This is a genomic window from Ancylobacter novellus DSM 506 (assembly GCF_000092925.1).
GTDB lineage: Bacteria > Pseudomonadota > Alphaproteobacteria > Rhizobiales > Xanthobacteraceae > Ancylobacter > Ancylobacter novellus.
On the sequence record NC_014217.1, the window covers coordinates 2,822,366 to 2,846,835 of the forward strand.

23 protein-coding genes and 1 tRNA gene are annotated in these 24,470 nt (G+C 67.9%); 8 read left to right on the top strand and 16 right to left on the bottom strand.

Features of this window, described 5'->3' with window-relative positions; translation table 11 throughout:
• Nucleotide 1: 1 nt before the first annotated feature.
• The 8 genes from SNOV_RS13395 to SNOV_RS13430 form a co-directional block, all read right to left on the bottom strand.
• The gene (locus SNOV_RS13395; RefSeq protein WP_013167484.1) at nucleotides 2-472 is read right to left on the bottom strand and encodes an NAD(P) transhydrogenase subunit alpha part 2; all 471 of its coding nucleotides are present in this window, start codon (nucleotides 470-472) and stop codon (nucleotides 2-4) included.
• 92 nt (nucleotides 473-564) lie between these two features.
• Entirely contained in the window at nucleotides 565-1,728 is a 1,164-nt protein-coding gene (locus SNOV_RS13400) for a Re/Si-specific NAD(P)(+) transhydrogenase subunit alpha (RefSeq protein ID WP_013167485.1), read from the bottom strand.
• An 8-nt stretch (nucleotides 1,729-1,736) separates the two neighbouring features.
• Nucleotides 1,737-2,030, bottom strand: a complete 294-nt coding sequence (locus tag SNOV_RS13405) for an aa3-type cytochrome c oxidase subunit IV (protein ID WP_013167486.1) — start codon at nucleotides 2,028-2,030, stop codon at nucleotides 1,737-1,739.
• Between the two features lie 88 nt (nucleotides 2,031-2,118).
• The gene (locus tag SNOV_RS13410) at nucleotides 2,119-3,495 is read right to left on the bottom strand and encodes an ABC1 kinase family protein (RefSeq protein WP_013167487.1); all 1,377 of its coding nucleotides are present in this window, start codon (nucleotides 3,493-3,495) and stop codon (nucleotides 2,119-2,121) included.
• 77 nt (nucleotides 3,496-3,572) lie between these two features.
• Nucleotides 3,573-4,088: a DUF6790 family protein gene (locus tag SNOV_RS13415; RefSeq protein WP_013167488.1), complete on the bottom strand. Its 516-nt coding sequence runs from the start codon at nucleotides 4,086-4,088 to the stop codon at nucleotides 3,573-3,575.
• 84 nt (nucleotides 4,089-4,172) lie between these two features.
• A complete protein-coding gene (locus tag SNOV_RS13420) occupies nucleotides 4,173-4,478 on the bottom strand; it encodes a hypothetical protein (protein WP_013167489.1) in 306 nt (101 codons plus the stop codon).
• A 59-nt stretch (nucleotides 4,479-4,537) separates the two neighbouring features.
• Nucleotides 4,538-5,476 (bottom strand): heme-dependent oxidative N-demethylase family protein, encoded by a 939-nt coding sequence (locus SNOV_RS13425; RefSeq protein ID WP_041783360.1) that lies wholly within the window; start codon nucleotides 5,474-5,476, stop codon nucleotides 4,538-4,540.
• A 240-nt stretch (nucleotides 5,477-5,716) separates the two neighbouring features.
• Nucleotides 5,717-6,733 (bottom strand): MBL fold metallo-hydrolase, encoded by a 1,017-nt coding sequence (locus tag SNOV_RS13430; protein ID WP_013167491.1) that lies wholly within the window; start codon nucleotides 6,731-6,733, stop codon nucleotides 5,717-5,719.
• 85 nt (nucleotides 6,734-6,818) lie between these two features.
• On the opposite strand from SNOV_RS13430, the gene SNOV_RS13435 reads away from it, so the two are divergent.
• A complete protein-coding gene (locus SNOV_RS13435; protein ID WP_013167492.1) occupies nucleotides 6,819-7,652 on the top strand; it encodes an AraC family transcriptional regulator in 834 nt (277 codons plus the stop codon).
• Nucleotides 7,653-7,661: 9 nt separating this feature from the next.
• On the opposite strand, the gene SNOV_RS13440 is transcribed toward SNOV_RS13435, so the two are convergent.
• Nucleotides 7,662-9,506 (bottom strand): M3 family oligoendopeptidase, encoded by a 1,845-nt coding sequence (locus SNOV_RS13440; protein ID WP_013167493.1) that lies wholly within the window; start codon nucleotides 9,504-9,506, stop codon nucleotides 7,662-7,664.
• 195 nt (nucleotides 9,507-9,701) lie between these two features.
• Between SNOV_RS13440 and SNOV_RS13445 the strand changes: the two genes are divergently transcribed.
• On the top strand, nucleotides 9,702-10,415 hold the full coding sequence (locus SNOV_RS13445) for a histidine phosphatase family protein (protein WP_013167494.1): 714 nt from the start codon (nucleotides 9,702-9,704) through the stop codon (nucleotides 10,413-10,415).
• 60 nt (nucleotides 10,416-10,475) lie between these two features.
• Here the strand turns inward: SNOV_RS13445 and SNOV_RS13450 are convergent, their stop codons facing one another.
• A complete protein-coding gene (locus SNOV_RS13450; RefSeq protein ID WP_013167495.1) occupies nucleotides 10,476-10,742 on the bottom strand; it encodes a hypothetical protein in 267 nt (88 codons plus the stop codon).
• Nucleotides 10,743-10,885: 143 nt separating this feature from the next.
• On the opposite strand from SNOV_RS13450, the gene SNOV_RS13455 reads away from it, so the two are divergent.
• Complete coding sequence (locus SNOV_RS13455) at nucleotides 10,886-11,143, top strand: hypothetical protein (RefSeq protein ID WP_013167496.1); 258 nt, start codon at nucleotides 10,886-10,888, stop codon at nucleotides 11,141-11,143.
• A gap of 81 nt (nucleotides 11,144-11,224) precedes the next feature.
• On the opposite strand, the gene SNOV_RS24405 is transcribed toward SNOV_RS13455, so the two are convergent.
• Nucleotides 11,225-11,467: a con-10 family general stress protein gene (locus SNOV_RS24405; RefSeq protein ID WP_013167497.1), complete on the bottom strand. Its 243-nt coding sequence runs from the start codon at nucleotides 11,465-11,467 to the stop codon at nucleotides 11,225-11,227.
• A gap of 264 nt (nucleotides 11,468-11,731) precedes the next feature.
• On the opposite strand from SNOV_RS24405, the gene SNOV_RS13465 reads away from it, so the two are divergent.
• Nucleotides 11,732-11,947 (top strand): cysteine rich repeat-containing protein, encoded by a 216-nt coding sequence (locus SNOV_RS13465; protein WP_244412757.1) that lies wholly within the window; start codon nucleotides 11,732-11,734, stop codon nucleotides 11,945-11,947.
• A gap of 43 nt (nucleotides 11,948-11,990) precedes the next feature.
• Here the strand turns inward: SNOV_RS13465 and SNOV_RS13470 are convergent.
• Nucleotides 11,991-12,065 (bottom strand) — tRNA-Val (locus tag SNOV_RS13470).
• Nucleotides 12,066-12,177: 112 nt separating this feature from the next.
• Complete coding sequence (cpdR, locus tag SNOV_RS13475; RefSeq protein ID WP_013167499.1) at nucleotides 12,178-12,537, bottom strand: cell cycle two-component system response regulator CpdR; 360 nt, start codon at nucleotides 12,535-12,537, stop codon at nucleotides 12,178-12,180.
• Nucleotides 12,538-12,870: 333 nt separating this feature from the next.
• On the opposite strand from cpdR, the gene SNOV_RS13480 reads away from it, so the two are divergent.
• On the top strand, nucleotides 12,871-13,752 hold the full coding sequence (locus SNOV_RS13480; protein WP_013167500.1) for an N-formylglutamate amidohydrolase: 882 nt from the start codon (nucleotides 12,871-12,873) through the stop codon (nucleotides 13,750-13,752).
• Nucleotides 13,753-15,244: 1,492 nt separating this feature from the next.
• Nucleotides 15,245-16,030 (top strand): histidinol-phosphatase, encoded by a 786-nt coding sequence (hisN, locus tag SNOV_RS13485; protein WP_013167501.1) that lies wholly within the window; start codon nucleotides 15,245-15,247, stop codon nucleotides 16,028-16,030.
• Here hisN and SNOV_RS13490 read toward each other — a convergent pair whose 3' ends face one another.
• Nucleotides 16,031-17,002 carry an alpha/beta fold hydrolase gene (locus tag SNOV_RS13490; protein ID WP_013167502.1) on the bottom strand — a complete coding sequence of 324 codons (972 nt, stop codon included), beginning with the start codon at nucleotides 17,000-17,002 and terminating at the stop codon, nucleotides 16,031-16,033.
• Nucleotides 17,003-17,137: 135 nt separating this feature from the next.
• On the bottom strand, nucleotides 17,138-17,494 hold the full coding sequence (locus tag SNOV_RS13495) for a hypothetical protein (RefSeq protein WP_013167503.1): 357 nt from the start codon (nucleotides 17,492-17,494) through the stop codon (nucleotides 17,138-17,140).
• Between the two features lie 261 nt (nucleotides 17,495-17,755).
• Here SNOV_RS13495 and SNOV_RS13500 point away from each other — a divergent pair, with 261 nt between their 5' ends.
• Complete coding sequence (locus tag SNOV_RS13500) at nucleotides 17,756-18,235, top strand: Hsp20 family protein (RefSeq protein ID WP_013167504.1); 480 nt, start codon at nucleotides 17,756-17,758, stop codon at nucleotides 18,233-18,235.
• Between the two features lie 93 nt (nucleotides 18,236-18,328).
• On the opposite strand, the gene SNOV_RS13505 is transcribed toward SNOV_RS13500, so the two are convergent.
• Entirely contained in the window at nucleotides 18,329-19,213 is an 885-nt protein-coding gene (locus tag SNOV_RS13505) for a hypothetical protein (protein WP_013167505.1), read from the bottom strand.
• Between the two features lie 436 nt (nucleotides 19,214-19,649).
• On the opposite strand from SNOV_RS13505, the gene gltB reads away from it, so the two are divergent.
• The gene (gene gltB / locus SNOV_RS13510; protein WP_417871500.1) at nucleotides 19,650-24,389 is read left to right on the top strand and encodes a glutamate synthase large subunit; all 4,740 of its coding nucleotides are present in this window, start codon (nucleotides 19,650-19,652) and stop codon (nucleotides 24,387-24,389) included.
• Nucleotides 24,390-24,470 lie beyond the last annotated feature (81 nt).

The following is a 24,470-nucleotide window of genomic DNA, read 5'->3' on the forward strand; positions in this document are numbered from 1 at the left end:
CTCACTTCTTCTTCGAGTACATGGCCAGCATCCGGCTGGTCACCAGGAAGCCGCCGAAGATGTTCACGCTGGCGAGGATCAGGCCGATGAAGCCGAAGCCCTTGGCCCATTCCGTGCCTTCCGCGCTCATCGCGTCGACGCCGACCGCCAGCAGCGCGCCGACCACGATCACCGAGGAGATGGCGTTGGTGACGCTCATCAGCGGCGTGTGCAGCGCCGGCGTCACCGACCACACCACGTAATAGCCGACGAACACCGCAAGCACGAAGATGGCGAGGCGGAACACGAAGGGGTCGATCGCCCCGCCTGAGACCGCATGCGCCACCTGCCCGGCGACTTCCGCATAATGCTGCGCGGCGGCGTCGGCATAGGCCTGCGCCGCCTCGGCGGCCTGGCGCGCCACTTCGGCCGCCACCCGCGCCCCCTCAACCGCGTTCTGGGCGACCGGATCGCCCGCTGCCGGATTGGCCATTTCCCTAAATCCCCTGGAAGTCTGTTGTCCGAGCCCTGCCGCGCCCTCCCCGGCGCGACCGGCCCGCCCTGTCGATCATGACGAAGCAGCGCTCACGCCGCCGAGGCGGCGTCGCCGGCCCCTTGCGGCTTGAAGCCGGGATGCACCACCGCCCCGTCGCGGGTCAGCAGCGTCGCCTTCACCAGCTCGTCCTCCCACTTCACGGCAAGGCTCTTCGTCCCCTTGTCGATCAGCGTCTCCACGAAGGCGTAGAGGTTCTTGGCGTAGAGCTGCGAGGCCGTCGCTGCGAGGCGTCCCGGCACGTTGAGGTGCCCGACGATCTTCACCCCGTTGGCGGTGGTGACCACCTCGCCCGGCACGGCGCCCTCGACATTGCCGCCGCGCTCGACCGCGAGGTCGATGACCACCGAGCCCGGCTTCATCGACGCCACCATCTCGCCCGAGACGAGCTTGGGCGCCGGACGGCCGGGGATCAGCGCCGTGGTGATGACGACATCCTGCTTGGCGATGTGCGAGGCGACCAAGGCCGCCTGCTTGGCCTGGTACTCCGCCGACATCTGCTTGGCGTAGCCGCCCGCCGTCTCCGCCTGCTTGAACTCCTCGTCCTCCACGGCGATGAACTTGCCGCCGAGGGACTCCACCTGCTCCTTCGCCGCCGGCCGCACGTCGGTCGCCGAGACCACCGCGCCGAGGCGCCGCGCCGTCGCCACCGCCTGCAGCCCCGCCACGCCGGCGCCCATGACGAAGACCCGCGCCGCCGGCACCGTGCCCGCCGCCGTCATCATCATCGGGAAGGCCCGGCCGAACTCGCCGGCCGCATCCACCACCGCCCGATAGCCCGCAAGGTTCGCCTGGCTGGACAAGACGTCCATCACCTGCGCCCGCGTGATGCGCGGCATCAGCTCCATCGCGAAGGCCGACACGCCCGCCTTGGCCAGCGCCTCCAGATCCTTCTCATGCCCGTACGGGTCCATGATCGCGATCGCCAGCGCCCCGCGGTTCGCCCCCTTCAGAGCCGAAGCCTCCGGACGACGAACGCTCAGCACAATGTCCGCGTTTGCGACGGCGGCAGCGTTGTCCGCAACGACCTTCGCACCCGCGCCCTCATAATCCCCGTCGCCAACACCCGACGCCAAACCCGCGCCCGACGCAACGACGACCTCCGCACCCAACCCGACATAGCGCTTCACCGTGTCAGGCGACGCGGCGACCCGTGGCTCCAAACCAGAGCTCTCCTTGACGACTGCAATACGCATGGTGGGTCTCAGGAAGTGACGATGAGGAGGACGACGAGGATGCCGAGCAGGCCGAACAGCAGCTTCGGCTGGCCATCCTTCGAGGCGAGGCCGATGGCGGCCACCGCCACCGAGGCGAGCGTGCCAAGGGTGAACAGGCCCCAGTGACCGTTCGCGCCGCCAATGCCGAACGCCACCATGAAGCAGGCGAGAGCGACCGTGCTGACCAGCGTCAGTTTGGCGAAGAAATGATACGTGCCCTGGTGCTCGGCGTAGTCGTTGCCTTCAGCCGTGGCGTATTCCGGCGCTCCATGGTCAGCCATACGAGACCCCCTCCAAAGGGATAATACAAGCGAGCCTCCGCTTTAGCGGAAGACTCCCGATGCGGCAACGGCAGGTTACAGGCGCAACTCAGCGGAGTCCGGCCCGTTCGAGCGCGGCTCCTTGACGCGCCGCGACCTCGTCCACCGCGAAATCGGCGATGGCCTGCTCGAACAGCCCGTGGAAGTTCAGCGCCGCCTTCAGATGCAGGAAGACGCCGCCGAGACCGATGGCGGCGCGGTCCATGAAGACGAATTCGCGCGGCACCCGCACCGGCCCCTTCTCCTTCAGCGCCTGGTGCACACGGAACGCCTCGCGCCGCCCGTATTCGCCCGGCGCGATCCCATCGGCAATCGTGCGAGTGCGATTATCGAGCAGCGGGCCGTAGATGAAGCGCGCCCAGATGTTGAGGATATCGATCAGCTCGCGCTTCAGCCCGCGGAATCCCCAGGTCTCGTAGGCGTGGACGATGCGCGCCTCGTCGCCCTGTTGCAGGCCGCGATAGAGGTCGACCACGCCGCCGACGAAGCTCGGCGGGAAGATGCGGATGCAACCGTAATCGAGCAGGTTGATGCCGGCCGCCTCGCCCATCTCCTCGAACACGGTGTAGTTGCCGAGATGCGGGTCGCCATGGATGACGCCGAAGCGCGAGAAGGGCAGCCACCAGGCGGCGAACATGGCGCGGGCGATGCGGTTGCGCACCTCCAGCGGCTCGCCGGTGAAGTCGAGCAGGCGCCTCCCCTCCAGCCAGTCGAGGGTGAGCAGCCGGCCGGTGGAGAGGTCGGCATGCACGCGCGGCACCCGCACCTCCGGCTCGTCCGCCAGCATGAAGGCGTAGAGCGCGGCATGGCCGGCCTCGCGCCGGTAATCCAGCTCCTCGCGCACCCGCGCGCCGATCTCCTGCGCGATCTCGGTGGTGTCGATCGCCGGCTCCATGCGCCGGTGGATGGCGAGCAGCACGTCGAGCTGGCTGAGGTCCGCCTCCACGGCGGACTGCATGTCCGGGTACTGAAGCTTGGCTGCGAGTTCGGTGCCATCAAGCGCGCGGGCGCGGTGCACCTGGCCGAGAGAAGCGGCGGCGGACGGCTCCTTGTCGAAGGAGGCGAAGCGCGACATCCAGTCCGGCCCGAGCTCGGCCATCATGCGGCGCTTGACGAAGGCCCAGCCCATGGGCGGCGCCTGGTTCTGCAAGGTGGCGAGCTCGGCGGCATATTCGGGCGGCAGCGCGTCGGGGATGGTCGCCATCAGCTGGGCGACCTTCATGATCGGGCCCTTCAGCCCGCCCAATGCCGCGGCGAGGGCCGCCGCATTGCTGGGGCGACGGCCTTCCAGGCCGAACAGGCGCGCGCCGGCGATGCGCGCGGCAACGCCGCCGACGCTGGTGCCGACGCGGGCATAGCGTGCGGCGCGGGCGGTCAGGCGGTTGGCTTCGCGATCGCGAAGATCGGGTTTCTCGGGATCGGACAAGGCGGCCTCGGGCTGTTGCCTTCTACTTAAGCCCGGCCGGCCGCCGTGCAACCCGCAGGGCCATCACGCCGCAGCCCTCACACCGCAGCCGTCGGCTCCGGCACGGGCGGGCGGCGGAACAGGCGCTGCAGCAGCAGGAGGCCGAGCACCGAGAGCGGGGTGATGAAGTCGGTGTAGAGGATCGGCCCGGCATTGCCGGCCGCCATGTCGCCGGTCTGGCTGATCTGGATGAGGTGGCCGATCCCCGCCCCGCCGAGGAAGCCGAGCATCACCACGCCCACCGCCGCCCGGAAACCCGGCGAGGGCACGAAGGCGCCGATGATGCCGGCCAGCCCGATGCCGAGATTGGCCATGCCGACCTCGAACTGGAACGGGCTCGGCGCCCAGCCGATGGAGGCGGCCGCCTGATCCGCGAAGAAGACATGCCCCATGAAGCCCCACAGCCCCATGATTCCGACCGGAAACAAAAGGATGTAGCGCAGGAGCTGGCCGACCACCTTGCGGAAGGTGATGGGCCGCGGGCCGCGCATGAGCATGACAATTGCGACGATGATGGCAGCGAGCCATGCCAGCAGCGGGAACCAGAAGACCACGGCAACCTCCCCAGAAGATTCAGGGAGCTTAAAGCCCTTTGCGATCAGGTGAAAATCTCCCCGCGTGAGAAGCCTCGCCGGCGGCTAGATGAGCCGGCAGGGCATGACGCGGATCATGATCTCGCTCTGCTCGAAGTCGCGTTCGAGCTGCCGGCGGTAGTCGCGCCACCAGGCCTCGTCGAGCTCGCGCACCACCACCTCGACGATGACGATGCGGTCGCGCTCGATGGTGGCCTCCCGCTTCCACAGCCCCTGCGCCGGCTCGCGGATGAAGGCCGTGGCGCCGCCGAAGCGGTCGGCGAGCTCATGGACGATGCGCTCGATCTCCTCGGACTCGGCCGTGCCGCCGCCTCCCTTGTCGAGCGGCAGGAATATTTCGAGGACGTTCACCGCCTTCTCCGCTCTGTCGGCACCGTGCCGGACAACCCATGAGAGGCCGGCACGGTTCGCTACCGGCCCTCGGCGATGCGCTCCAGCGCGCTGGCGACGGCGTCGCGATGCTCGGTCAGCGCCTTGTAGGCGAGCTGGTCGGCGTCGAGGCCGAGGATCTGCTCGCGCAGCGAGGCGGCGAGCGCCCGGCCCTCCGGGTGGCGGCGGAAGGCGTCGAACGGATCGACATGGATGCGCACGGTGAACAGCATGTCGCCGGAGACCGGCATGCGCCGCAGCGTCTGCCGCTCGCAGCGCACGAAGGCCTCGGGCGCGAGATTGGCCGGATCGTCGAACCAGTCGCGCGGGCGCTCCTTGGATTCGGGGTGATGCAGCTCGTCATCCGGATAGATCGACCAGTTCAGCCGCCACACCGGCTGGTCGACTTTCAGGTTCTCGAAGATCCGGTTCATCACCTTGGCGAGCTTGGACTGATAGCCCGGCACCGCCTCGTGCAGCCCGTTCAGCGTCTGGCCGAAACGGTCGGCAAGCGACCAGGCGGAGGGGAAGCACAGCACCGCGGCGACGAGGCGGTAGCCGGCGTCGGTACGCGTCAGGATCAGCAGGTCGTCGGAGATGAGATGGCCGGCAATGGCGAGCGGCGATTCGCTCTCGTCGTCGAGATCGAAGCTGCGCCCGGTCGGCAGCACGGTGAGGCGCCGGCCCTCCAGCCTGTAGAGGTCGGGGTAGCGCGTCGTGATGTGATCGACGACCAGTTCCAGCGCCTCGCGCTGGGAGGCGCGGGTGCCCGGCTCCTCGCGCAGGACGAGATCGCGCTTGTCGCGGATCAGCGCCTCGCGCTGGGCGAGGCTGGCGGCGAGCTTGGCGTCCGGCTCGATCCACTCGGCGAGGTCCAGCGGCGCGAGGCCGATGGAGAACGCCTTGCGCGAGCCATCGAAGGGTGTGTGGGCGAAGGGAGCGGAATCGGCTTCGGCAAGCGTCGGGGCGGCGAGGTTCATGGCTTCATGCGGCTCGAGGGTCCGGGCATTCGCCCGCAGCATGACCTAGCTTAGAACGTGTGCAGCCTCTGCGTCAGCCCAACTTTTCGCCAGCGGCCTTCGCAGCCCTGGGGCAGACCTCATCCTGAGGTGCCCGGCAAAGCCGGGCCTCGAAGGATGGTCCTCCGGGCGCACTGTACTGACCATCCTTCGAGGCTCGCTGCGCTCGCACCTCAGGATGAGGTGCTCCCTGGAAGCCCCCTAGAAATCCAGCTGGTACGTCACCGGCAGCCAGCGGTAGCCATCCCCGCGCCGCTCGACATAGCCGATCGACGGGAACGAGGTGTGATAGCCGGCCACCGCCACGCGGTCGGTCGCGGCCATGTCGTAGATCTTCTTGCGCGCCGCGACGCCGCCGGCCTTGTCCTGGTCGAACAGGGCGTGCCACTCGGGATGCGCCAGCGAGGCGACCTCGTGATGGGCGCAGTCGCCCCAGGCCAGCAGCCGCTTGCCCTCGCTCTCGATGTGGAAGGCGAGATGGCCGGGCGTGTGGCCATAGGCCTCCACGGCGCGGATGCCCGCCGCCACCTCGCCATCCGGATCGACGAAGCGGGCGCGGTCGGCCAGCGGCTGGAGATAGGAGCGGAACATCACCGCGGTGCGGTATTCGTTGCTCTCCTTCGGTGCACCGAGCGGGGCATCGCTCTTCCAGAAATCGAACTCCTTCGCCCCGACGACGTAGCGCGCCTTCGGGAAGGTCGGCTTGCCGTCAGTGAGCAGCCCGCCGATGTGGTCGGGGTGGCAATGGGTGAGCACCACCACGTCGATCTGCTCGGGCGCATAGCCCGCTGTCGCGAGCGACTTGGCCAGCCAGCCACCGGCGGGCGGCGGCACGAAGCCTTCCGCACCGTTGCCGGTGTCGAACAGGATGAGCTCGCTCCCCGTGTTGACGAGCAGCGGCGAGAAGCCCGGCCGGAAGCGCTTCTCCGGCAGCAGGTTCGCCTGCATCAGCTGCTCGACCTCGCCCGCCGGGCGGTCCTCGCCGACGATGGGCCAGGGGCCGTCGATCATGGCGCTGGCGTCGAGCAGGCTGGTGACCTCGAAGGCGCCGAGCTTGAAGCGCTGGAAGCTCTGCGGCGAGGCGCCGAGCGCCGGCGCGGCGGCTTCAGCCAACGAGCCGCGCAGGATCGCAGGCGCGGCGACCGCCGCCCCAGCGAGCAAGAGCGCCCGGCGACGTGTGAGGGGCGCGCGGGCGCTGCGCGAAAAGGTCTGGGACATCGCTTCCTCCGGAACCCGCTTCAAGGCGGGCCTCTTTCATGTTCCACTGCGTCGCGTCGGGGGACGCAGCGTCTGGAGGCTAGCCATGGCCCCGCCGGGCCGCTTGTATGAACGTGCTGACCGCCCGCCCGCGCCTGCTGCGCTGGGCCCGCTGTGGCATCTCGACGGCGAGCGCACCTGCTTCATCGGCCCACTCACCTACAACGCCCCGCACCAGCATGGCGCGCCGGTGTTCCTCGCCGGAATCTACGGCGCCTTCGGGCTGAGGATCGCCGGCGGCGCATGGCGGTCCTGCCGCACGGCGGTCATCCCCGCCGGCGTGGTGCATGAGCTCGATGTCGGCGGCAACCCCATCGCCGTGCTCTATATCGAGCCGACGCTCGAAGGCGCCTCCACCCTCGCCGCCCTCACCGTCTCTACCGAGGAGACGGACGGCGCCCTCGTCGGCACGGGCGGGGAGATCGCGGTGATGCGCGAATTATGGGAGACCGCCGGCAGCGTCGACTTCGCCGGCGCGGCGCTGGACGACCTGCTCGGCTTCGCGACAAGGCATGCGCGGCGGCACATGGACCCGCGCATCGCCCTTGCGCTCGCGGCGCTGGAAACCGCGGACGGCCCGGCGGGCGTCACCGCCGCCTGCGCGCAGGCCGGACTGTCGCCGAGCCGCTTCCAGCATCTGTTCACACAGGAGGTCGGCGTGCCCTTCCGCCGCTACCGGGCATGGATGCGCATGCGCGCCGCCATCGCGGCGGTGGCGGACGGGGCGAGCTTCACCCACGCTGCCCATGAAGCCGGCTTCTTCGACCAGGCGCATTTCGGCCACGACTTCCGCCGCACCTTCGGCGCTCCGCCCTCCTGGAGCCTCGACGGCGTGCGGCTCTCGAAGAACGCCGCACGCCGCCGCATCGTCACGAACTGAGAGAGAGGCTCACGCCTCCTCCATCGCCTCTAGCTCGGCGATCATCCGCTCGATCAGGTTGAGGCCGGTCTGCCAGAAGGCCGGGTCGCGCGCGTCGAGCCCGAACGGCTTCAGGAGCTCGGAGTGATGCTTGGTGCCGCCCGCCGCCAGCATGGCGAGATAGCGCTCGGCGAAGCCTTCCGAGGCGTTCTCGTAGACCGCGTAGAGCGAGTTCACCAGGCAGTCGCCGAAGGCATAGGCATAGACATAGAAGGGCGAGTGGATGAAGTGGCCGATATAGACCCAATAGGCCTCATAGCCCGGGCCGAGATGGATGGCCTCGCCCAGGCTCTCGGCCTGCACCTCCATCCAGATCTTGCAGATCTGCTCGGCGGTCAGTTCGCCATTCTTGCGCTCGGTGTGGATGCGCCGCTCGAAGGTATAGAAGGCGATCTGGCGCACCACCGTGTTGATCATGTCCTCGACCTTCGCCGCCAGCATCGCCTTGCGGGTGCGCGCGTCCGGCGCGGTGGCGAGCAGGCGGCGGAAGGTCAGCATCTCGCCGAACACGGAAGCCGTCTCGGCCAGCGTCAGCGGTGTCGGCGCCATTAGCGCCCCGTTCGGTGCGGCCAGCACCTGATGCACGCCATGGCCGAGTTCATGGGCGAGCGTCATCACGTCGCGCGGCTTGCCGAGATAGTTCAAGAGCACATAGGGATGCGCGGAGGGCACGGTCGGGTGGGCGAAGGCGCCCGTCGCCTTGCCCGGCCGCACGCCGGCATCGATCCAGCTCTTGTCGAAGAAAGTGCGGGCGATGTCGGCCATGCGCGGGGAGAAGGTGGAATAGGCGCCGAGCACGGTGTCGCGCGCCTCGTCCCAGCCGATGGTGCGGGTCTCGACCTTCGGCAGCGGCGCGTTGCGGTCCCAGTATTCCAGCTTGTCCTTGCCGAACCACTTGGCCTTGAGCTTGTAGTAGCGGTGCGCGAGGCGCGGATAGGCGGCATGGACGGAGGAGACCAGCGCGTCCACCACCTCGCGCTCCACGCGGTTGGCCAGATGGCGTGAATCGGCGATGTCGTCGAAGCCGCGCCAGCGGTCGGAGATCTCCTTGTCCTTGGCCAGCGTGTTGGTGACCAGGGTGAAGAGCCGCAGATTCTCGCCGAACACCTTGGCCAGCGCCTCGGCCGCGGCCCTGCGCTTTTCCTCCTGCGGCTCCTGTAGCAGGTTCAGCGCCTGCTCAAGCGGAAGGTTCTGGCCATCTATGTCGAAGCGCAGGCCGGCGATGGTCTCGTCGAACAGGCGGTTCCAGGCGGAGCGGCTGGTGACGCCCTTCTCGTGGAAGAGCTGCTCGATGCGGTCCTCGAGCTGGTAGGGCTTCTCGGCGCGGACGTCGTCGATCCACGGCCGGTACTTGCCGAATTCCGGCGCGGCGAGCGCCGCCTCCATCTTCGCGTCGTCGAGCCGGTTCAGTTCCAGCGTGAAGAACAGGAGGTGGGTGGAGGCATCCGTCAGCTTCTCCTGCACGTCGCCATAGAACTTGGCGCGCACCGGGTCGGTGGTGTCGCCGGAATAGACGAGCCCGGCATAGGAATAGAGCCGGCCCAGACGGTCCTCTATTTTCTCGTAGCGGGAGACGATCAGCGCCATCTGGCTGCCGGCGTCGGCGGCATCGAGGATGCCGGCGAGCTTGCCCTTATAGGCCTCCTCGAAGGTGGCGCAGTCGGACGCGACCTCCGCGAGGTCGGCCTGCAGCTCGGGCGAGTCGATCGCCGGATAGAGATCCGAGAGATCCCATTGCGGGAGGTTGTCGAGGGCGAAGGCGGTGGCGTCCGGGGTTCCGGGCGAGAAGACGGGACGGTCAAGGCGGCGCAGCATGGTCACTCCGGGAGGAAGGGGCGTCGCGGCAGGGATATGTCGCTCTCAAAGTAGCCGCACTGATATCGTGCGTGCGGGCCGGCTATCAACCGCCACCGCGTTCAATGCGCATGCCGGGCTCGCGTTCCCTGCGGCGTCCGCCTTGCCGCCCGGCAGGCGGGCCGGCATGGTGCCGGCGGTTTCCGGAGAACGGCCATGGCCTCCTTGCGCGTGCTCGCCGGCATCGCGGCGCTTCTCGTCAGTCTCACCGCCGCCGAGGCGGCGCCGAAGCGGATCATCATCGTCCGCCACGGCGAGAAGCAGGCGCCGCTGACGCTGTGCAGCGTCGGCAAGGAGCGGGCGCAGGCGCTGGCGGCGCAATATCTCAGCCCGTCGAGCCCGATGAGCCTGCTCAAGGGCGAGACGCCGGCGGCGATCATGGCGATCACCCTGCACACGCTGGAGACGGCGCGGCCGATCGCCAAGGCCTGGGGCATGAAGATCGCCACCAATCCGCTGATGCTCACGCCGATCCGCAACACGCCCTATTTCAACGGCCTGATCAACGTGCAGAACCGCAAGGTGGTGGCCGACCTGCTCACCAATCCGCGCTGGCACGGCACGACGGTGGTGATGGTGTGGGAGCATTTCCACATCGCCAGTGCGGCGCTGGAGAAGGAGTTTGCCGGCCAGCAGGTGACGCTGCGCCAGCTCATGCATCTCGACCGCATCAACGGCGCGAAGGTGCCCGACACCTGGCCGGGCCCGAACTATAATTTCTTCTGGATTCTCACCTACAAGAACCCGACCGACACCGTGCCGGCCTCGTTCAAGGTGATCCGGCAGTATTTCGCCGAACCCTACGCCAACCTGCCCTCGAACGACTGGGGCGCGCCCGAGCCGCTGCCGGCGGCAAGCGGCTGTACCTGACAAACAAAAGGCGCCCCTTTTGGGAGCGCCCAAGTTTTGGTCCAACCGGAGTCTCGCGGCTCAGTCGAAGAAGCGCTTCGTCCGCTGCCAGGGCGAATTGTAGCCCTGATAGAGCGGCCCGAAGAACATCTGCTGCTTCGGCACGCCCTGAGTCTGGCGGACCTGCTGGCGACGCACGCGCTCATGTTCGCGGCGCTGCATGGTCTCGACGCTGTCGCCGAACCGCGCCTCGTTGCGCGGGCCCGACGAGATGGCACTGGCCGGAACCGCCATGGTCACGACGGCGGCGGCGGCAAGGGCCGTGATGCCCAATTTCCTCACGATCATGTCTGCCTCCCGTGGTCGGTGGTTGCCGGAATAACGGCGCAGGGCGGCCTCGGGTTCCCGGACCACGGCGCTGCGGCGGCCTTTTACCGGCGGCGCCGGACGGAACGGCAGGAACTCAGGCCCGCCGAACGCGGTTAGCGGGCATGGAAACGACCCAAATCCCCCCTGCCCTGATCCCGCCGCTGCGGCTGCGCGTCGGGAACGGGCTTGTCGACATCGCCACGCTCGACGAGGCCCTGCTCTTCGCCGAGGAGAACCCGCATCCGAAGGGTGATTATGAGGGTATGATCCGGCGGCTGCAGGGCGCGCACGAGACCGAGGATATCATCGAGGCCGGCAACGCCTTCCGCTGGTGGGCGGAATCGAACGCGCTGGTGGTCGAGCCCGGCCTGCCGGAATAGAGCCGGCCGCTCGTCGCCCCCAAAAAACGAACCCCCGCGCCGCGAACGGCACGGGGGCTCTGAAGCCGTCCTGACCGCAGGTCAGTGCTGGCCGCCCTTGCGGCCGGCGTCGCTGGCGCGCTGGCGATCCTCGGCGAAGTTGCCCGAGCCGCCGCGATGCTGGCCGCCTTGCTCGTGCTGGCCGCCCTGCTGGCGCGTGCCGCTGCTCGACTGGCTCTGCTGGTGGCTGTGCTCGCCACCCTTGCGGCCGGCTTCGCGGGCGCGTTCGCGGTCCTCGGCGAAATTGCCGGAACCACCGCGATGCTGTTCGTTCTGGTTGGCCATAAAGACCTCCATTCCGTGATGTCGCCCCCTCAGAGCCAACATCGCGCGCTGCATTGGGTTCCCGGAAATTTCCATGACTTTCCAATGTGGTAACCCGTTGGAGCGGCAGGCGGCATCCCGTTCCTGAGTGCCCCTGCGGCACTCGTCCCAACCGCGGCGACGCGGCATGATCCGACCAACCTTCGACATCCGAGGCAGCGGCGCGCCTTGCTATCCAGAGGATGCGGCATCCCTGCCGCCGTGCTCTGGAGATGAAGAATGCGCATGATCCTCATTGCCCTGGCGCTCGCCGCAGCGCCGCTGTCCATCGGCGCCGGCCACGCCCAGGAGGGCGACATGGCCAAATACTGCAAGGCCGACATCGACCGGCTGTGCAAGGGCATCGCACCCGGCGGCGGACGCCTGCTCCAGTGCCTGAAGGCTCATGGCAAGGAAATGTCGGTCGGCTGCGCCCAGGCGCTGCAGAAGCTGAAGAGCTAGGGGTCTTTGACGACCCCGCTCGCTGCAGGCCGCTGGGATGGAATGGTGGGCGCGACAGGGATTGAACCTGTGACCCCCTCGATGTCAACGAGGTGCTCTCCCGCTGAGCTACGCGCCCATTCCAAGGCTCTCAAACGAGCGGGGCTCCCCTATATCGAGAAGCCCGCCGGCGCGCAAGCCGTCCGAACGGCCCTGCACAGCCGGTGTGGCGGCGTCTTACGCCGCCAGCATCAGGCCGCCAGCATCTTGCCGACTTCGTTGACGAGGTCGCGCAAGTGGAACGGCTTGGACAGCACCTTGGCGTCCTTGGGCGCCTGGCTGCCGGCATTGAGCGCCACGGCGGCGAAGCCGGTGATGAACATGACCTTGATGTCCGGGTCGAGCTCGGTGGCGCGGCGCGCTAGCTCGATGCCATCCATCTCCGGCATGACGATGTCGGTCAGCAGGAGCTCGAACGGCTCCTCGCGCAGCCGGTCATAGGCGGAGCGGCCATTGTCGAAGTCGACGACCTCGTAGCCGGCATTCTGGAGCGCCTTGACCAGGAAGCGGCGCATGTCGTGGTCGTCTTCGGCGAGCAGGATCTTGAGCATCCCGGGCATCCTGATTCTCTTGAAGCGGCCGGCGCGACGCCAATCGCGAGGGAAACGCGAATCGGCGCCAAGCACCTGCCGCTGGCACGTCCCATTTGGGTACCTCGGCGCGTCTTAGCACATCGTGAACGGCGGACAGACCTTCGGCCGGCCGGCGGCCGGGCGTTGCAGATGCGCATCGCCTCGCGCGCAGTTGTCCGCAGATTCCACCCCCGCACCCCCATGGCCGCATTCCGCGCCGGGAAGGCGCGTGATAGGAGTTGGCGGATGTGCGGGGCGCCAGGCTCCGGCAGTGGGCGAGCAGATACAAGAGCGGGTTCAGGTCTGAAGAGGATGATGGCCGTCATATCCGAGATGATCGACCCGGCGTTCGAGATCGTGCAGCCGGCCTCGCTCACCGCGCCGTTCCTCTTCAACTCGCCGCATAGCGGCGTCATCTATCCGCGTGCCTTCGTCGAGCAGTCGCGGCTCGACCTGCCGGTGCTGCGCCGTTCCGAGGACACGCTGGTCGACACGCTGTTCGGCGATGTCACGCGGCTCGGCATGGGCTTCATGCGGGCGCACTTCCCGCGCTGCTATCTCGACGTGAACCGCGAGCCCTACGAGCTCGACCCCCGCATGTTCGAGGGCCGGCTGCCGGCCTATGCCAACACCCGCTCCATGCGGGTGTCGGGCGGGCTCGGCACCATCGCCCGCATCGTCGGCGAGGCGCAGGAAATCTATGGCCGCCGCATCCCGATCGACGACGCCATCACCCGCATCGAGACGCTCTACAAGCCCTATCACCGGGCACTCCGGCAGGTGATGGTGCAGATGCAGCGCAGCTTCGGCCTAGCCGTACTGGTCGACTGCCACTCCATGCCGTCCGGCTGCCAGCGCGACCAGCGCGTCGACATCGTCATCGGCGACCGCTACGGCACCAGCTGCGCGCCAATCATCCCCGACATCATGGAGGAGGAGCTGCGCCGGCGCGGCTACGCCGTGGTGCGCAACAAACCCTATGCCGGCGGATTCATCACCGAGCATTACGGCAATCCGGCCTCCGGCATGCACGCCGTGCAGATCGAGATCAACCGTGCGCTCTACATGCACGAGCCGAGCTACCAGGCGTCAGAAAATTTCGAAAATGTGCGCAGCGACCTGCTCGATGTAGCGCTGGCGCTGTCCCGCATCGCCCATCTGGAGCTCGCGCCGGTGCGGACGGCGGCCGAATAATTCAGATTTGTCAGCGATTTAGTTCGACGCTCGCAAAAATTTTATCGGGCGATGCGAAAGGTCGCACAACAGCCTTGCAATTTGAACATGAGAGCTATACGAATTCTGCACGCTCGGTTCCGGGCCGTTGATCCTCTACCGCTTGTTCGGGTTTGACCGCGAATGGCGCGGCGGGGGAAAACGTCGGCCTCTTGATCGAGCTGCCCTTCTGGGCGCTGAGACGGCAGCGAAGACGACCACGCAAGATGGCAAAGCCACGGCGGGCGCATTTTCGGTCCGGCGCACAAAAGAAAGAGGCCGCTGACCTTTCGGCAGCGGCCCAAGTCTAGGGAGGAAACGCCCAAGGAGGGCTGTACGGAGCGACGCCAATCGCTGCGTACGAAGCGGAAGATGTAGGTGCATTGCGGAATAATCAAGGCAGGCACTGGGATTTTCTGGCATACCAAATACAAATCAGACTCAGTGTTGCATTAATGTCGCTCCGAGAGGTGCGGCAGCACCTATGAGGGCGACGACTTCCGCTGCGGCGGGCGCTGGTTGAGCCGAGGGGGGTCACGGCTCGCCGGCGCCCGTTTGCATTTGGCGGAACCGATTCTGCCTAGGCGCGGGCCTTGTCCGCCCCCGCCACCTTCCCCTCTCCTATGCACAGTTCTCATGCATCCCGCGAAGCCGCCTCGCGTGGGGGGATCGATCGGCCGCGCACGAGCGCAAATTGCCATAGCGAAGGGGAGAGCCGGCTGACCGGCGAAGGCCGCCCCTCTGGGTGGCGGCTGGTGCGCCCAGAAGGCGCTGAAAAAGAAAGGGGCCGCTAGCCTTTCGGCAGCGGCCCAAGTCTAGGGAGGAAACGCCCAAGGAGGGCGAGCGGCAGGCGACGCCAATCGCGCTGCCGCAATGCAATATCCATATCCATGCGACATGAACGTGACAAGCGGGAAACGAAAGAAACGAAACCGACTTTTGGTCGCAGGGGCGCGAATGACGACAAACGCGCCTCTCACGCGCCCGTGATCGCCGCGCCGTCGAACCCGTCATGAGCTGTTTCGGCGTCCTCGCCGGCTCGCACCGGCATCGCCCCGCTCCGTCGCCGGCGCACCCATTTCGCAGCTGGAGGTAATCGACGGGGGAGGCGCAAAGCCGCGCCATTCCTGGACCCTGAAAAGAAAGAGGCCGCTGACCTTTCGGCAGCGGCCCAAGTCTAGGGAGGAAACGCCCAAGGAGGGCGGCGGCAGGCGACGCCAATCGCGCTGCCGCACTGCAATAATATGGCAGTTTGCCTTCCCGATAGCAACGACGAAGCTGCTCATTTCTTCATCTTGCCGGAATAGCAGCCATGCGCTCAGCGCAGGGGCCGGACGGCCCGCCACCGCAGGCAGCCCCGCAGCGACCGCGGTTTATGCCGCGGAGATTGCCGAGCCCCTCGCCGCCCGATATGCGTTGGCCGGACCGGCGCCGGCGGCCGGTGGAGCTAGGCGTGGCAGCGAGGGACGTGGCGATGGGCGCGGTCGACTTCGAGAATTTCGTGCATGAGCTCGCCAGCGTCTCCGGGCAGGCCATCCTGCCCTTCTTCCGCACCGCGCTCGGCGTCGAGGACAAGAGCCGCGGCGCCGCCTTCGATCCGGTCACGGCCGCCGACCGCGCCGCCGAGCAGGCCATGCGGGCACTGATCCGCCGCACCTTCCCGAGCCATGGCGTGCGCGGCGAGGAATTCCCCGACGACGGCACCGACGCCGACTATGTCTGGGTGCTGGACCCCATCGACGGCACCAAGTCCTTCATATGCGGCCTGCCCGCCTGGGGTACGCTGATCGGCCTGTGCCACAACGGCCAGCCGGTCTACGGCATGATGCACCAGCCCTTCATCCGCGAGCGCTTCTATGGCGACGGCGCGACGGCGCGCTACCGCGGCCCGGCCGGCGAGCGGCGCCTCTCCGTGCGCGCCTGCGCCGCGCTGGAGGAAGCGGTGATGCTCACCACCAGCCCGCTGCTAATGAGCGAGGAGAACCGCGCCCGCTATGTCGAGGTGGAGAAGCGCGTGCGCCTGCCGCGCTATGGCGGCGACTGCTACGCCTATTGCATGGTCGCCGCCGGCCATGTCGATCTCGTCATCGAGACCAATCTCAACGACTTCGACATCCTGCCGCTGATCCCGATCATCGAGGGCGCCGGCGGCATCGTAACTAATTGGGAAGGCGGCAGCGACCTCGCCGGCGGCCGCGTGGTCGTAGCCGGCGACCGGCGCGTCCACGAGGCGGCGCTGAAGGTGCTGGCGGCCGGCTGATCAGGCCGCCTTGCTCTCCGCCGGCGCCGGGCTGCCGGGAATGAAGGCGTCGAAGGCGGCGAGCAGCGGCTCGCGGAAGATGTCGCGCTCCTGCAGCAATTCGTGCCGCGCCCCGGGGATCACCATGTGCGCGCCGGCGATCAGCCGCGTGCCCAGATGCTCGATGGTGGGGGTCGAGACGATGCTGTCCTGTCCCGCCGCCACCATCAGCAGCGGCTGGCGGATCTTGCGAGCCGTCGCCGGGTCGGCGAGCGTCTCCATCACGTCATAGGCCGCCTTGATCCAGCCGATGGTCGGCGGGCCGACATCGAGCTGCGGCTGCTCCATGGTGATGGTCAGGTTGCGGGCGAAGCGCGCGGCGTCGGAGGTCAGCCGGTTGCCGTCGAAATGCAGTTCGCGCAGCCGGCGCCGCCCGCGCGGCACATAGGCCTTGCCGAAGCCGAGGCGGGCGAGCAGCCGCGCCGCGCGCCGCGCCGTCGCCTCGTGCTTGACCAGCGAGATATCCAGCATCGGCGCGATCAGGAACATGCGCTCGAACAGCGTGCCGCCGCGCCGCGCATGGTCGAGCAGGATGGTCGCGCCCATCGAATGGGCCAGCGCGAAATAGGGGCCGGGCAGCTCGGGCGTCACCGCCTGCTGCATGAAGGCGTCGATGTCGAGCTGGTATTCGGCGAAATCGCGCACATGCCCCTTCATCGGGTTGCGCAGCAGCCGCTGCGAGCCGCCCTGCCCGCGCCAGTCGAGCGCCGCCACGGCGAAGCCCCGGCGCAGCAGGTCGCGCACCGTCTCGAAGTATTTCTCGATCTTCTCGGTGCGGCCCGGGAAGACGCAGACCGTGCCCCGGCACTCGCCCGCCACCGGCCAGCGGGCAAAGCGCAGCTGCACGCCGTCGACGGCGGTGACGGTGCCGCACAGCGCGCCTTCCGGCACGGGATTCTCGAAGGTGCTGTAAAGGATCATCTCGGACGGCATGGTTCTGTTGGTGAACGGACAAGACGACGGCACAAGAACTCAGGCTTATACCTGAGCGAAGACGCACCACAATGTGAGAAGACTGTCATAATCCGTTCACAAAAAGGTCAGCGGCGAAAGGTCGGATCGCGCGGATCAGTACCGCTTGTCGCCGAAGCCGATGACCTTCATGCCGCTGATCGCGCCGGAGGCGCCGTCCATCACCACCTGCACCCGCTCGCCGCGCGGGCCGTTGGCCTCCATCAGGATGGTCGCGCCGCGCCGGCGGATCACCGAGATGTTGGTGAAGCCGCGCCCGGCCAGCAGGCGGGTGGCGGCGGCGGCGTCGATGGGCCCGCCCGCCCCGCGGGCCGGCGGCGCGTCATAGGGCGCGTAGGCACCGGGCGGCGGGCCATAGCCCTGCGCATGCGCGACCGTGCCGCCGGCAAGGCCCGCCGGCAGCTGCCCGAGCAGCAGTCCCGCGATGACGATCACCAGCACCGCCCGTGCCATTGCGCCCGCAATACCTCCGATCCCGCGACTATCGAACCAAATTCACTAGGCGCCAAGCGCTGAACATGGCCCGAGCCGGCCGTTCATCCACCGTTCATCTTCGTGGCAGCGGCGGCCGGCTTTTCCTGCGGCAAAACCCCTTGCGCGCCCGATGCGCCTTCCTATCTCGAAGTTGTACCGGCCAGACGGCGGTACGTGAACCGGGTCCGGCTCAGTCGAGAGGACCCGACATCTGCATGTCGCTTAAAACGAGGATATGCCATGCGTACGTTTGATCTTACCCCCCTGCACCGTTCGACCGTCGGCTTCGACCGACTGTTCTCCCTGCTCGACCAGGTAGGCAACGTCGATACCAGCACGACCTACCCGCCCTATAATATCGAGCGGACCGGCGAGAACGCCTACCGCATCACCGTGGCGGTAGCGGGCTTCACCGAGGACGACCTCAAGATCGAGGTGAAGGAGAGCGGCCTCTCCATCCGCGGCGAGCGCAAGCCCGAGACGTCGCAGAAGTCCGGCGAGGTGCTCTATCAGGGCATCGCCGCGCGCGCCTTCGAGCGCCGCTTCCAGCTCGCCGACCATGTCGAAGTCCGCGGCGCCAGCCTTGCCAACGGCCTGCTGCACGTCGATCTCGTCCGCGAGATCCCGGAGGCGATGAAGCCCCGCACCATCGCGATCACCAGCGGCGCGTCCGCGCCCCGCGCGATCGAGGCGAAGGCGACCGAAGCCAAGGCAGCGTGACGATGATCCGGCTCCCCGCGCGGGAACCGGCCTGAGGCCTGAAAAGAGCGAATGGGCGCCCCGGGAGACCGGGGCGCTTTTCGTTTGCGCGGCCTATTCCTGCGGCGCCGGCTTGGTGCCGCGCGCCATCACCGAGGCGGTGCCGGCGGGCGTGTCGCTGCCGGTGCCGACCCCGGTGCCGGTGTCGGCCGGCTCGTCGGCAGGTGCGGCTTCGGCAGCCGGTGCGGGAGCTTCATCTGAAGGGGTTTCATCGGTCGGCTTGCTCGCCGCCTCTTCCGGCGATTGCTGCGGCTCGGTGCCGGGCGGCACGGCGATGCCGGGAATGACCCGCACCGCCGGATCGGCATTGGCGCTCTCGGTCGGCTCGGTGGCCGGCGGCACCTCAGACCGTCGTTCGGCCGGAACGGCGGCATTCGACCCGTCGGGCGCCGTTACCGGAGCCGTGACCGGCGGGGCGGCGCCCTGCGGCGCCGCGACCGGCGGCGGCGCCGGCGCCGTCACCGCGGCGAGCTCCGGCGGCTTCTTCGGCGGCAGCGGCGCCATCGCTGGCGGAACCGACTGCCGCGCCACCGGCGCCTGGCCGATCGGGTGCATGGCGAGGACGCGGCCGTTGAAGGCGTCGATGCGCACCCGCATCCGCATGCCGCCGCGATCGGTGGCATCGACCACATAGGTGTCGCCGTCGACCCGTGCCCGCCCGATGGCACTCATGCCCATGGAGCGCAGCATCGGCTGGATGTCGGCATAGGGGAAACGCCCCGGCGCGCGGTAGACGGGCGGAGGTGCATAATAGCCGCCCGGCGGCAGCGCCGGCAGCGGCTCGTAATAGCGCTCGACATAGACACCGCCGAAAGGCCGGACATAGAACTGGGCCTGCGCCGGCACCGCCGTCATCAACGCCGTCCCAGCGAGCGCAGGGCCCGCGAGCATCAGCGCGAGTGCAGGTGACAGGCGCATCGGTGCGCACAGCTTCGGCATCGAAGCCTCCGATTCATCATTCGCCATACGCCCTAGCGGAACCCGTAATTGCGGCACCGGCAAGACCTCGCCCGGCCTCTGCGGAAGCGTCTCCGGCGCCTCCCGCCGCCGCTCGCTGGGCCGCAACGGCATTGCGCCCGGGCATGGCGCACCTTACCTTTCCTTTCGCCGACGGTGCCGCCCTCGCAACAAGCGGGAAAAATCGCCGCGCCGATCTCGCGCGCGGCGCTTGTGCGCAGGCGCCAATTCTGGCATCTTCGCGATTGATAGGGCAGCTATACTGTCCTATCATCGATAGGCTGATGCCTGTGCGACGCGGGTGCGATGCATGGCACGGTCGATGCTAGCGTGTTTCGGCAGCATGCACGCCTTGCGGGAGAGCGCCCCGCGAGGCTCGACGCGTGCGGGCTGCCGGACAAGAGCGACCCTTTAGGGAGTGACGGGAATGAATGAGGAAATGGGCGGCGCTGCCGCGCGCATGATCGGCGAGGGTTCGGTTCGTCCGGCCGCGACGGATCGCGCGGCCACCAAAACCATTCCCCACATCGATCCCGGCCTGCCGGCCGCGACGGGTCTGTATGACCCGCGCAACGAGAAGGATTCCTGCGGCGTCGGCTTCATCGCTGACATCAAGGGCCGCAAGTCGCACCAGATCGTGCAGGACGGCCTGCAGATTCTGCTGAATCTCGAGCACCGCGGCGCCGTGGGCGCGGACCCGCGCGCGGGCGACGGCGCCGGCATGTTGGTGCAGATTCCGCACCGGTTCTTCGCCAAGGAAGCGGCCAAGCTCGGCTTCGAGCTGCCGGAGCCCGGCCACTACGCCGTCGGCCACATCTTCATGCCGCACGACGCCGAGGGCCAGGAGATCATCCGCGCCACCATGGAGCGGGTGGTCGCCGAGGAAGGCCAGGTGCTGCTCGGATGGCGCGAGGTGCCGACCGACAATTCCCATCTCGGCCACACCGTGCTGCCGACCGAGCCGAAGCACATCCAGGTGTTCATCGGCCGCGGCGAGGCCATCGCCGACGACGACGCCTTCGAGCGCCGGCTGTTCATCCTGCGCAAGGTGGTGTCGAACGCCATCTACGACGCGGCCGACCCGCGCACATCTGGCTATTACGTCGTGTCGCTGTCCTGCCGGACCATCGTCTACAAGGGCATGTTCAACGCCGACCAGCTCGGCACCTATTATGCCGACTTCCACGACCCGGATTTCGAGTCGGCGGTCGCGCTCGTGCACCAGCGCTTCTCGACCAATACCTTCCCGGCCTGGTCGCTCGCCCACCCCTACCGCATGGTGGCGCATAACGGCGAGATCAACACGCTGCGCGGCAACGTCAACTGGATGGCGGCGCGGCAGGCTTCCGTCGACTCGGAACTGTTCGGCAACGACATCTCCAAGCTCTGGCCGATCTCCTATGAGGGCCAGTCGGACACGGCGTGCTTCGACAACGCGCTCGAATTCCTCATGCAGGGCGGCTACGAGCTTCCGCATGCGGCGATGATGCTGGTCCCCGAGGCCTGGGCCGGCAACCCGCTGATGGACGAGGAGCGGCGCGCCTTCTACGAGTACCACGCCGCCATGATGGAGCCGTGGGACGGGCCTGCCGCCATCGTCGCCACCGACGGACGGCAGATCGTCGCCACCCTCGACCGCAACGGCCTGCGCCCCGCCCGCTATCTGGTGACGGCGGACGACAAGATCGTGCTTGCTTCCGAGATGGGCGTGCTCACCTTCCCCGAGGACCAGATCGTCACCAAGTGGCGCCTGCAGCCGGGCAGGATGCTGCTCGTCGACCTCGAAGAGGGCCGCCTCGTGCCGGACGAGGAGGTGAAGACCTCGCTCGCCAAGGCGCATCCCTACAAGGAATGGCTGAAGCGCACTCAGCTCGTGCTGGAGGAGCTGCGCTCCGTCGAGGCGCGCGAGGTGCGCACCGACGTGTCGCTGCTCGATCGCCAGCAGGCCTTCGGCTACACCCAGGAAGACCTCAAGCTGCTGATGGCGCCGATGGCGACCACCGGGCAGGAGGCGGTCGGCTCCATGGGCACCGACACGCCGATCTCGCCGCTGTCGAAGAAGGCGAAGTCGCTCTTCACCTATTTCAAGCAGAACTTCGCGCAGGTCACCAATCCGCCGATCGACCCGATCCGCGAGGAGCTGGTGATGAGCCTCGTCTCCTTCATCGGGCCGCGGCCGAACATCTTCGACCTCGAAGGCAATTCGCGCCGCAAGCGACTCGAAGTGCGCCAGCCCATCCTCACCAATGAGGACCTGGAGAAGATCCGCTCCATCGGCTTCATGGAGGAGCGCTTCGACACCCGCACGCTCGACATCACCTACCCGTCCGACAAGGGCGCGGCGGGCATGGGCGATGCCGTCGAGCGGCTGTGCGAGCGCGCGGAAGCCGCGGTGCATGGCGGCTACAACATCATCATCCTGTCCGACCGCCTGGTCGGTCCGGACCGCATCCCGATCCCGTCGCTGTTGGCGACCGCGGCCGTGCATCATCACCTGATCCGCAAGGGCCTGCGCACCTCCGTCGGTCTCGTGGTGGAGACGGGCGAGGCGCGCGAGGTGCACCATTTCGCGTGTCTGGCCGGCTACGGCGCCGAGGCGATCAACCCCTACCTCGCCTTCGAGACCATGATCGACATGCGCGTCGACATCCCCGAGGAGGTCGACGAGTACGAGATCGTCAAGCGCTACATCAAGTCGATCGACAAGGGCCTGCTCAAGGTCATGTCCAAGATGGGCATCTCGACCTACCAGTCCTATTGCGGCGCGCAGATCTTCGACGCGGTCGGCCTGTCGCGCGAGTTGATCGACAAGTACTTCTTCGGCACCGCCTCCTCCATCGGCGGCGTCGGCCTCGCCGAGATCTCCGAGGAGACGGCGATGCGCCACCGCGACGCCTTCGGCGACGCGCCGGTGTACCGCACCTCGCTCGACGTCGGCGGCGACTATGCCTTCCGCCTGCGCGGCGAGGAGCATGCCTGGGACCCGGAGACGGTCGCCACGTTGCAGCACGCCGTGCGCGGCAACGCGCAGGACAAGTACCGTCACTTCGCCAGGCTGGTGAACGAGGCCGGCGCCAAGACGCTCAACATCCGCTCGCTGTTCCGCATCCGCAATGCGGACGAGATCGGCCATGCGCCGATCCCGCTCGATGACGTCGAGTCGGCGGTGGACATCGTCAAGCGCTTCGTCACCGGCGCCATGTCGTTCGGCTCGATCTCGCGCGAGGCGCACACCACTCTCGCCATCGCCATGAACCGCATCGGCGGCAAGTCGAACACCGGCGAGGGCGGCGAGGAGGCGACGCGCTTCAAGCCGCTGCCCAACGGCGATTCCATGCGCTCGGCGATCAAGCAGGTGGCGTCCGGCCGCTTCGGCGTGACGGCGGACTACCTCGTCAATGCCGACATGATCCAGATCAAGATGGCGCAGGGTGCCAAGCCCGGCGAAGGCGGCCAGCTGCCCGGCCACAAGGTCGACGCGGTGATCGCCAAGGTGCGCCACTCGACCCCGGGCGTCGGCCTGATCTCGCCGCCGCCGCACCACGACATCTACTCGATCGAGGATCTGGCGCAGCTCATCTACGATCTGAAGAACGTCAACCCCGAGGCCGACATCTCGGTGAAGCTCGTCTCCGAGGTCGGCGTGGGCACGGTCGCGGCCGGCGTCGCCAAGGCGCGCGCCGACCACATCACCGTGTCAGGCTATGACGGGGGCACCGGCGCCTCGCCGCTCACCGCCATCAAGCATGCCGGCTCGCCGTGGGAGATCGGCCTCGCCGAAGCGCACCAGACGCTGGTGCTGAACAATCTGCGCGGGCGCATCGCCCTGCAGGTCGACGGCGGCCTGCGCACCGGGCGCGACGTCATCATCGGCGCGCTGCTGGGCGCGGACGACTTCGCCTTCTCCACCGCCCCGCTCATCGCGGCGGGCTGCATCATGATGCGCAAGTGCCACCTGAACACCTGCCCGGTGGGCGTGGCGACGCAGGACCCCGTTCTGCGCAAGCGCTTCAAGGGTACGCCCGAGCACGTCATCAACTACTTCTTCTTCGTTGCCGAGGAAGTGCGCGAGCTGATGGCCTCGATGGGCGTCGCCTCCTTCAACGAGCTGATCGGCCGCTCCGACTGGCTCGACCAGCGCGAGGCGATCGAGCACTGGAAGGCCAAGGGCCTCGACTTCAGCCGCATCTTTGCGAAGCCCGAAGTCGGCCCCGAGGTCGCGATCTACCACACCGAGCGGCAAAACCACCCGATCCAGCACGTGCTGGACCGGACGCTGATCCACCAGGCCATGCCGGCGCTGGAGAGCGGCGACAAGGTGGCAATCCACACCGAGATCAGGAGCATCAACCGCTCGGTCGGCGCCATGCTCTCGGGTGAGGTGGCCAAGCGCTACGGCGATGCCGGCCTGCCGGACGACACGATCGACATCCACCTGACCGGCACCGCCGGCCAGGCCTTCGGCGCCTTCCTCGCCACCGGCGTCTCCATGACGCTGGTCGGCGAAGCCAACGACTATGTCGGCAAGGGCCTCTCGGGCGGGCGCATCGTCGTGCGCCCGGCGGAAGATGCCGCCATCGTGCCGGAGAACTCGATCATCGTCGGCAACACCGTGCTCTACGGCGCGACGTCGGGCGAGGTGTATTTCCGCGGCGTGGCCGGCGAGCGCTTCGCCGTGCGCAACTCCGGCGCCATCGCTGTGGTCGAGGGCACGGGCGACCATGGCTGCGAGTACATGACCGGCGGCGTGGTCGTCGTCATCGGCCAGACCGGGCGCAACTTCGCGGCCGGCATGTCCGGCGGCGTGGCCTATGTGCTGGACGAGGACGGCACCTTCAAGAAGCGCTGCAACCTCTCCATGGTCGACCTTGAGCCGGTCGAGGAGGAGGAAGACCTCCTCGAGCGGCTGCACCATCACGGCGGCGACCTGGAGTTCAAGGGGCGCATCGACATCATGGCGGACATGGGCCACCATGACGAGGAGCGCCTGCACCAGCTGATCGCCAAACATCTGCACCATACGGGTTCGACCCGGGCACAGATGATCCTCGACAACTGGGCCGAATACCGCGGCAAGTTCGTCAAGGTGATGCCGGTCGAATACCAGCGCGCGCTGCGCGAAATGGAGAAAATGCGCGGCCTGCAGGCGGCCGAATAGCCGCCTGCGCCCGCCGGGAGAACCGGCGGGAAAGGCCCGAAAAGACGGGCTGCGGCGCGAGCCGTGGCGCGGCCGTGTGCC

Excerpts from the sequence above, each read along its gene's own strand:
- SNOV_RS13395 (WP_013167484.1), bottom strand. The coding sequence starts at position 472 with ATGGCCAATCCGGCAGCGGGCGATCCGGTCGCCCAGAACGCGGTTGAG.
- SNOV_RS13400 (WP_013167485.1), bottom strand. The coding sequence starts at position 1,728 with ATGCGTATTGCAGTCGTCAAGGAGAGCTCTGGTTTGGAGCCACGGGTC.
- SNOV_RS13405 (WP_013167486.1), bottom strand. The coding sequence starts at position 2,030 with ATGGCTGACCATGGAGCGCCGGAATACGCCACGGCTGAAGGCAACGAC.
- SNOV_RS13425 (WP_041783360.1), bottom strand. The coding sequence starts at position 5,476 with ATGAACCTCGCCGCCCCGACGCTTGCCGAAGCCGATTCCGCTCCCTTC.
- SNOV_RS13430 (WP_013167491.1), bottom strand. The coding sequence starts at position 6,733 with ATGTCCCAGACCTTTTCGCGCAGCGCCCGCGCGCCCCTCACACGTCGC.
- SNOV_RS13435 (WP_013167492.1), top strand. The coding sequence starts at position 6,819 with ATGGCCCCGCCGGGCCGCTTGTATGAACGTGCTGACCGCCCGCCCGCG.
- SNOV_RS13440 (WP_013167493.1), bottom strand. The coding sequence starts at position 9,506 with ATGCTGCGCCGCCTTGACCGTCCCGTCTTCTCGCCCGGAACCCCGGAC.
- SNOV_RS13445 (WP_013167494.1), top strand. The coding sequence starts at position 9,702 with ATGGCCTCCTTGCGCGTGCTCGCCGGCATCGCGGCGCTTCTCGTCAGT.
- SNOV_RS13450 (WP_013167495.1), bottom strand. The coding sequence starts at position 10,742 with ATGATCGTGAGGAAATTGGGCATCACGGCCCTTGCCGCCGCCGCCGTC.
- SNOV_RS13455 (WP_013167496.1), top strand. The coding sequence starts at position 10,886 with ATGGAAACGACCCAAATCCCCCCTGCCCTGATCCCGCCGCTGCGGCTG.
- SNOV_RS24405 (WP_013167497.1), bottom strand. The coding sequence starts at position 11,467 with ATGGCCAACCAGAACGAACAGCATCGCGGTGGTTCCGGCAATTTCGCC.
- SNOV_RS13465 (WP_244412757.1), top strand. The coding sequence starts at position 11,732 with ATGATCCTCATTGCCCTGGCGCTCGCCGCAGCGCCGCTGTCCATCGGC.
- cpdR (WP_013167499.1), bottom strand. The coding sequence starts at position 12,537 with ATGCTCAAGATCCTGCTCGCCGAAGACGACCACGACATGCGCCGCTTC.
- SNOV_RS13480 (WP_013167500.1), top strand. The coding sequence starts at position 12,871 with ATGATGGCCGTCATATCCGAGATGATCGACCCGGCGTTCGAGATCGTG.
- hisN (WP_013167501.1), top strand. The coding sequence starts at position 15,245 with ATGGGCGCGGTCGACTTCGAGAATTTCGTGCATGAGCTCGCCAGCGTC.
- SNOV_RS13490 (WP_013167502.1), bottom strand. The coding sequence starts at position 17,002 with ATGCCGTCCGAGATGATCCTTTACAGCACCTTCGAGAATCCCGTGCCG.
- SNOV_RS13495 (WP_013167503.1), bottom strand. The coding sequence starts at position 17,494 with ATGGCACGGGCGGTGCTGGTGATCGTCATCGCGGGACTGCTGCTCGGG.
- SNOV_RS13500 (WP_013167504.1), top strand. The coding sequence starts at position 17,756 with ATGCGTACGTTTGATCTTACCCCCCTGCACCGTTCGACCGTCGGCTTC.
- SNOV_RS13505 (WP_013167505.1), bottom strand. The coding sequence starts at position 19,213 with ATGCCGAAGCTGTGCGCACCGATGCGCCTGTCACCTGCACTCGCGCTG.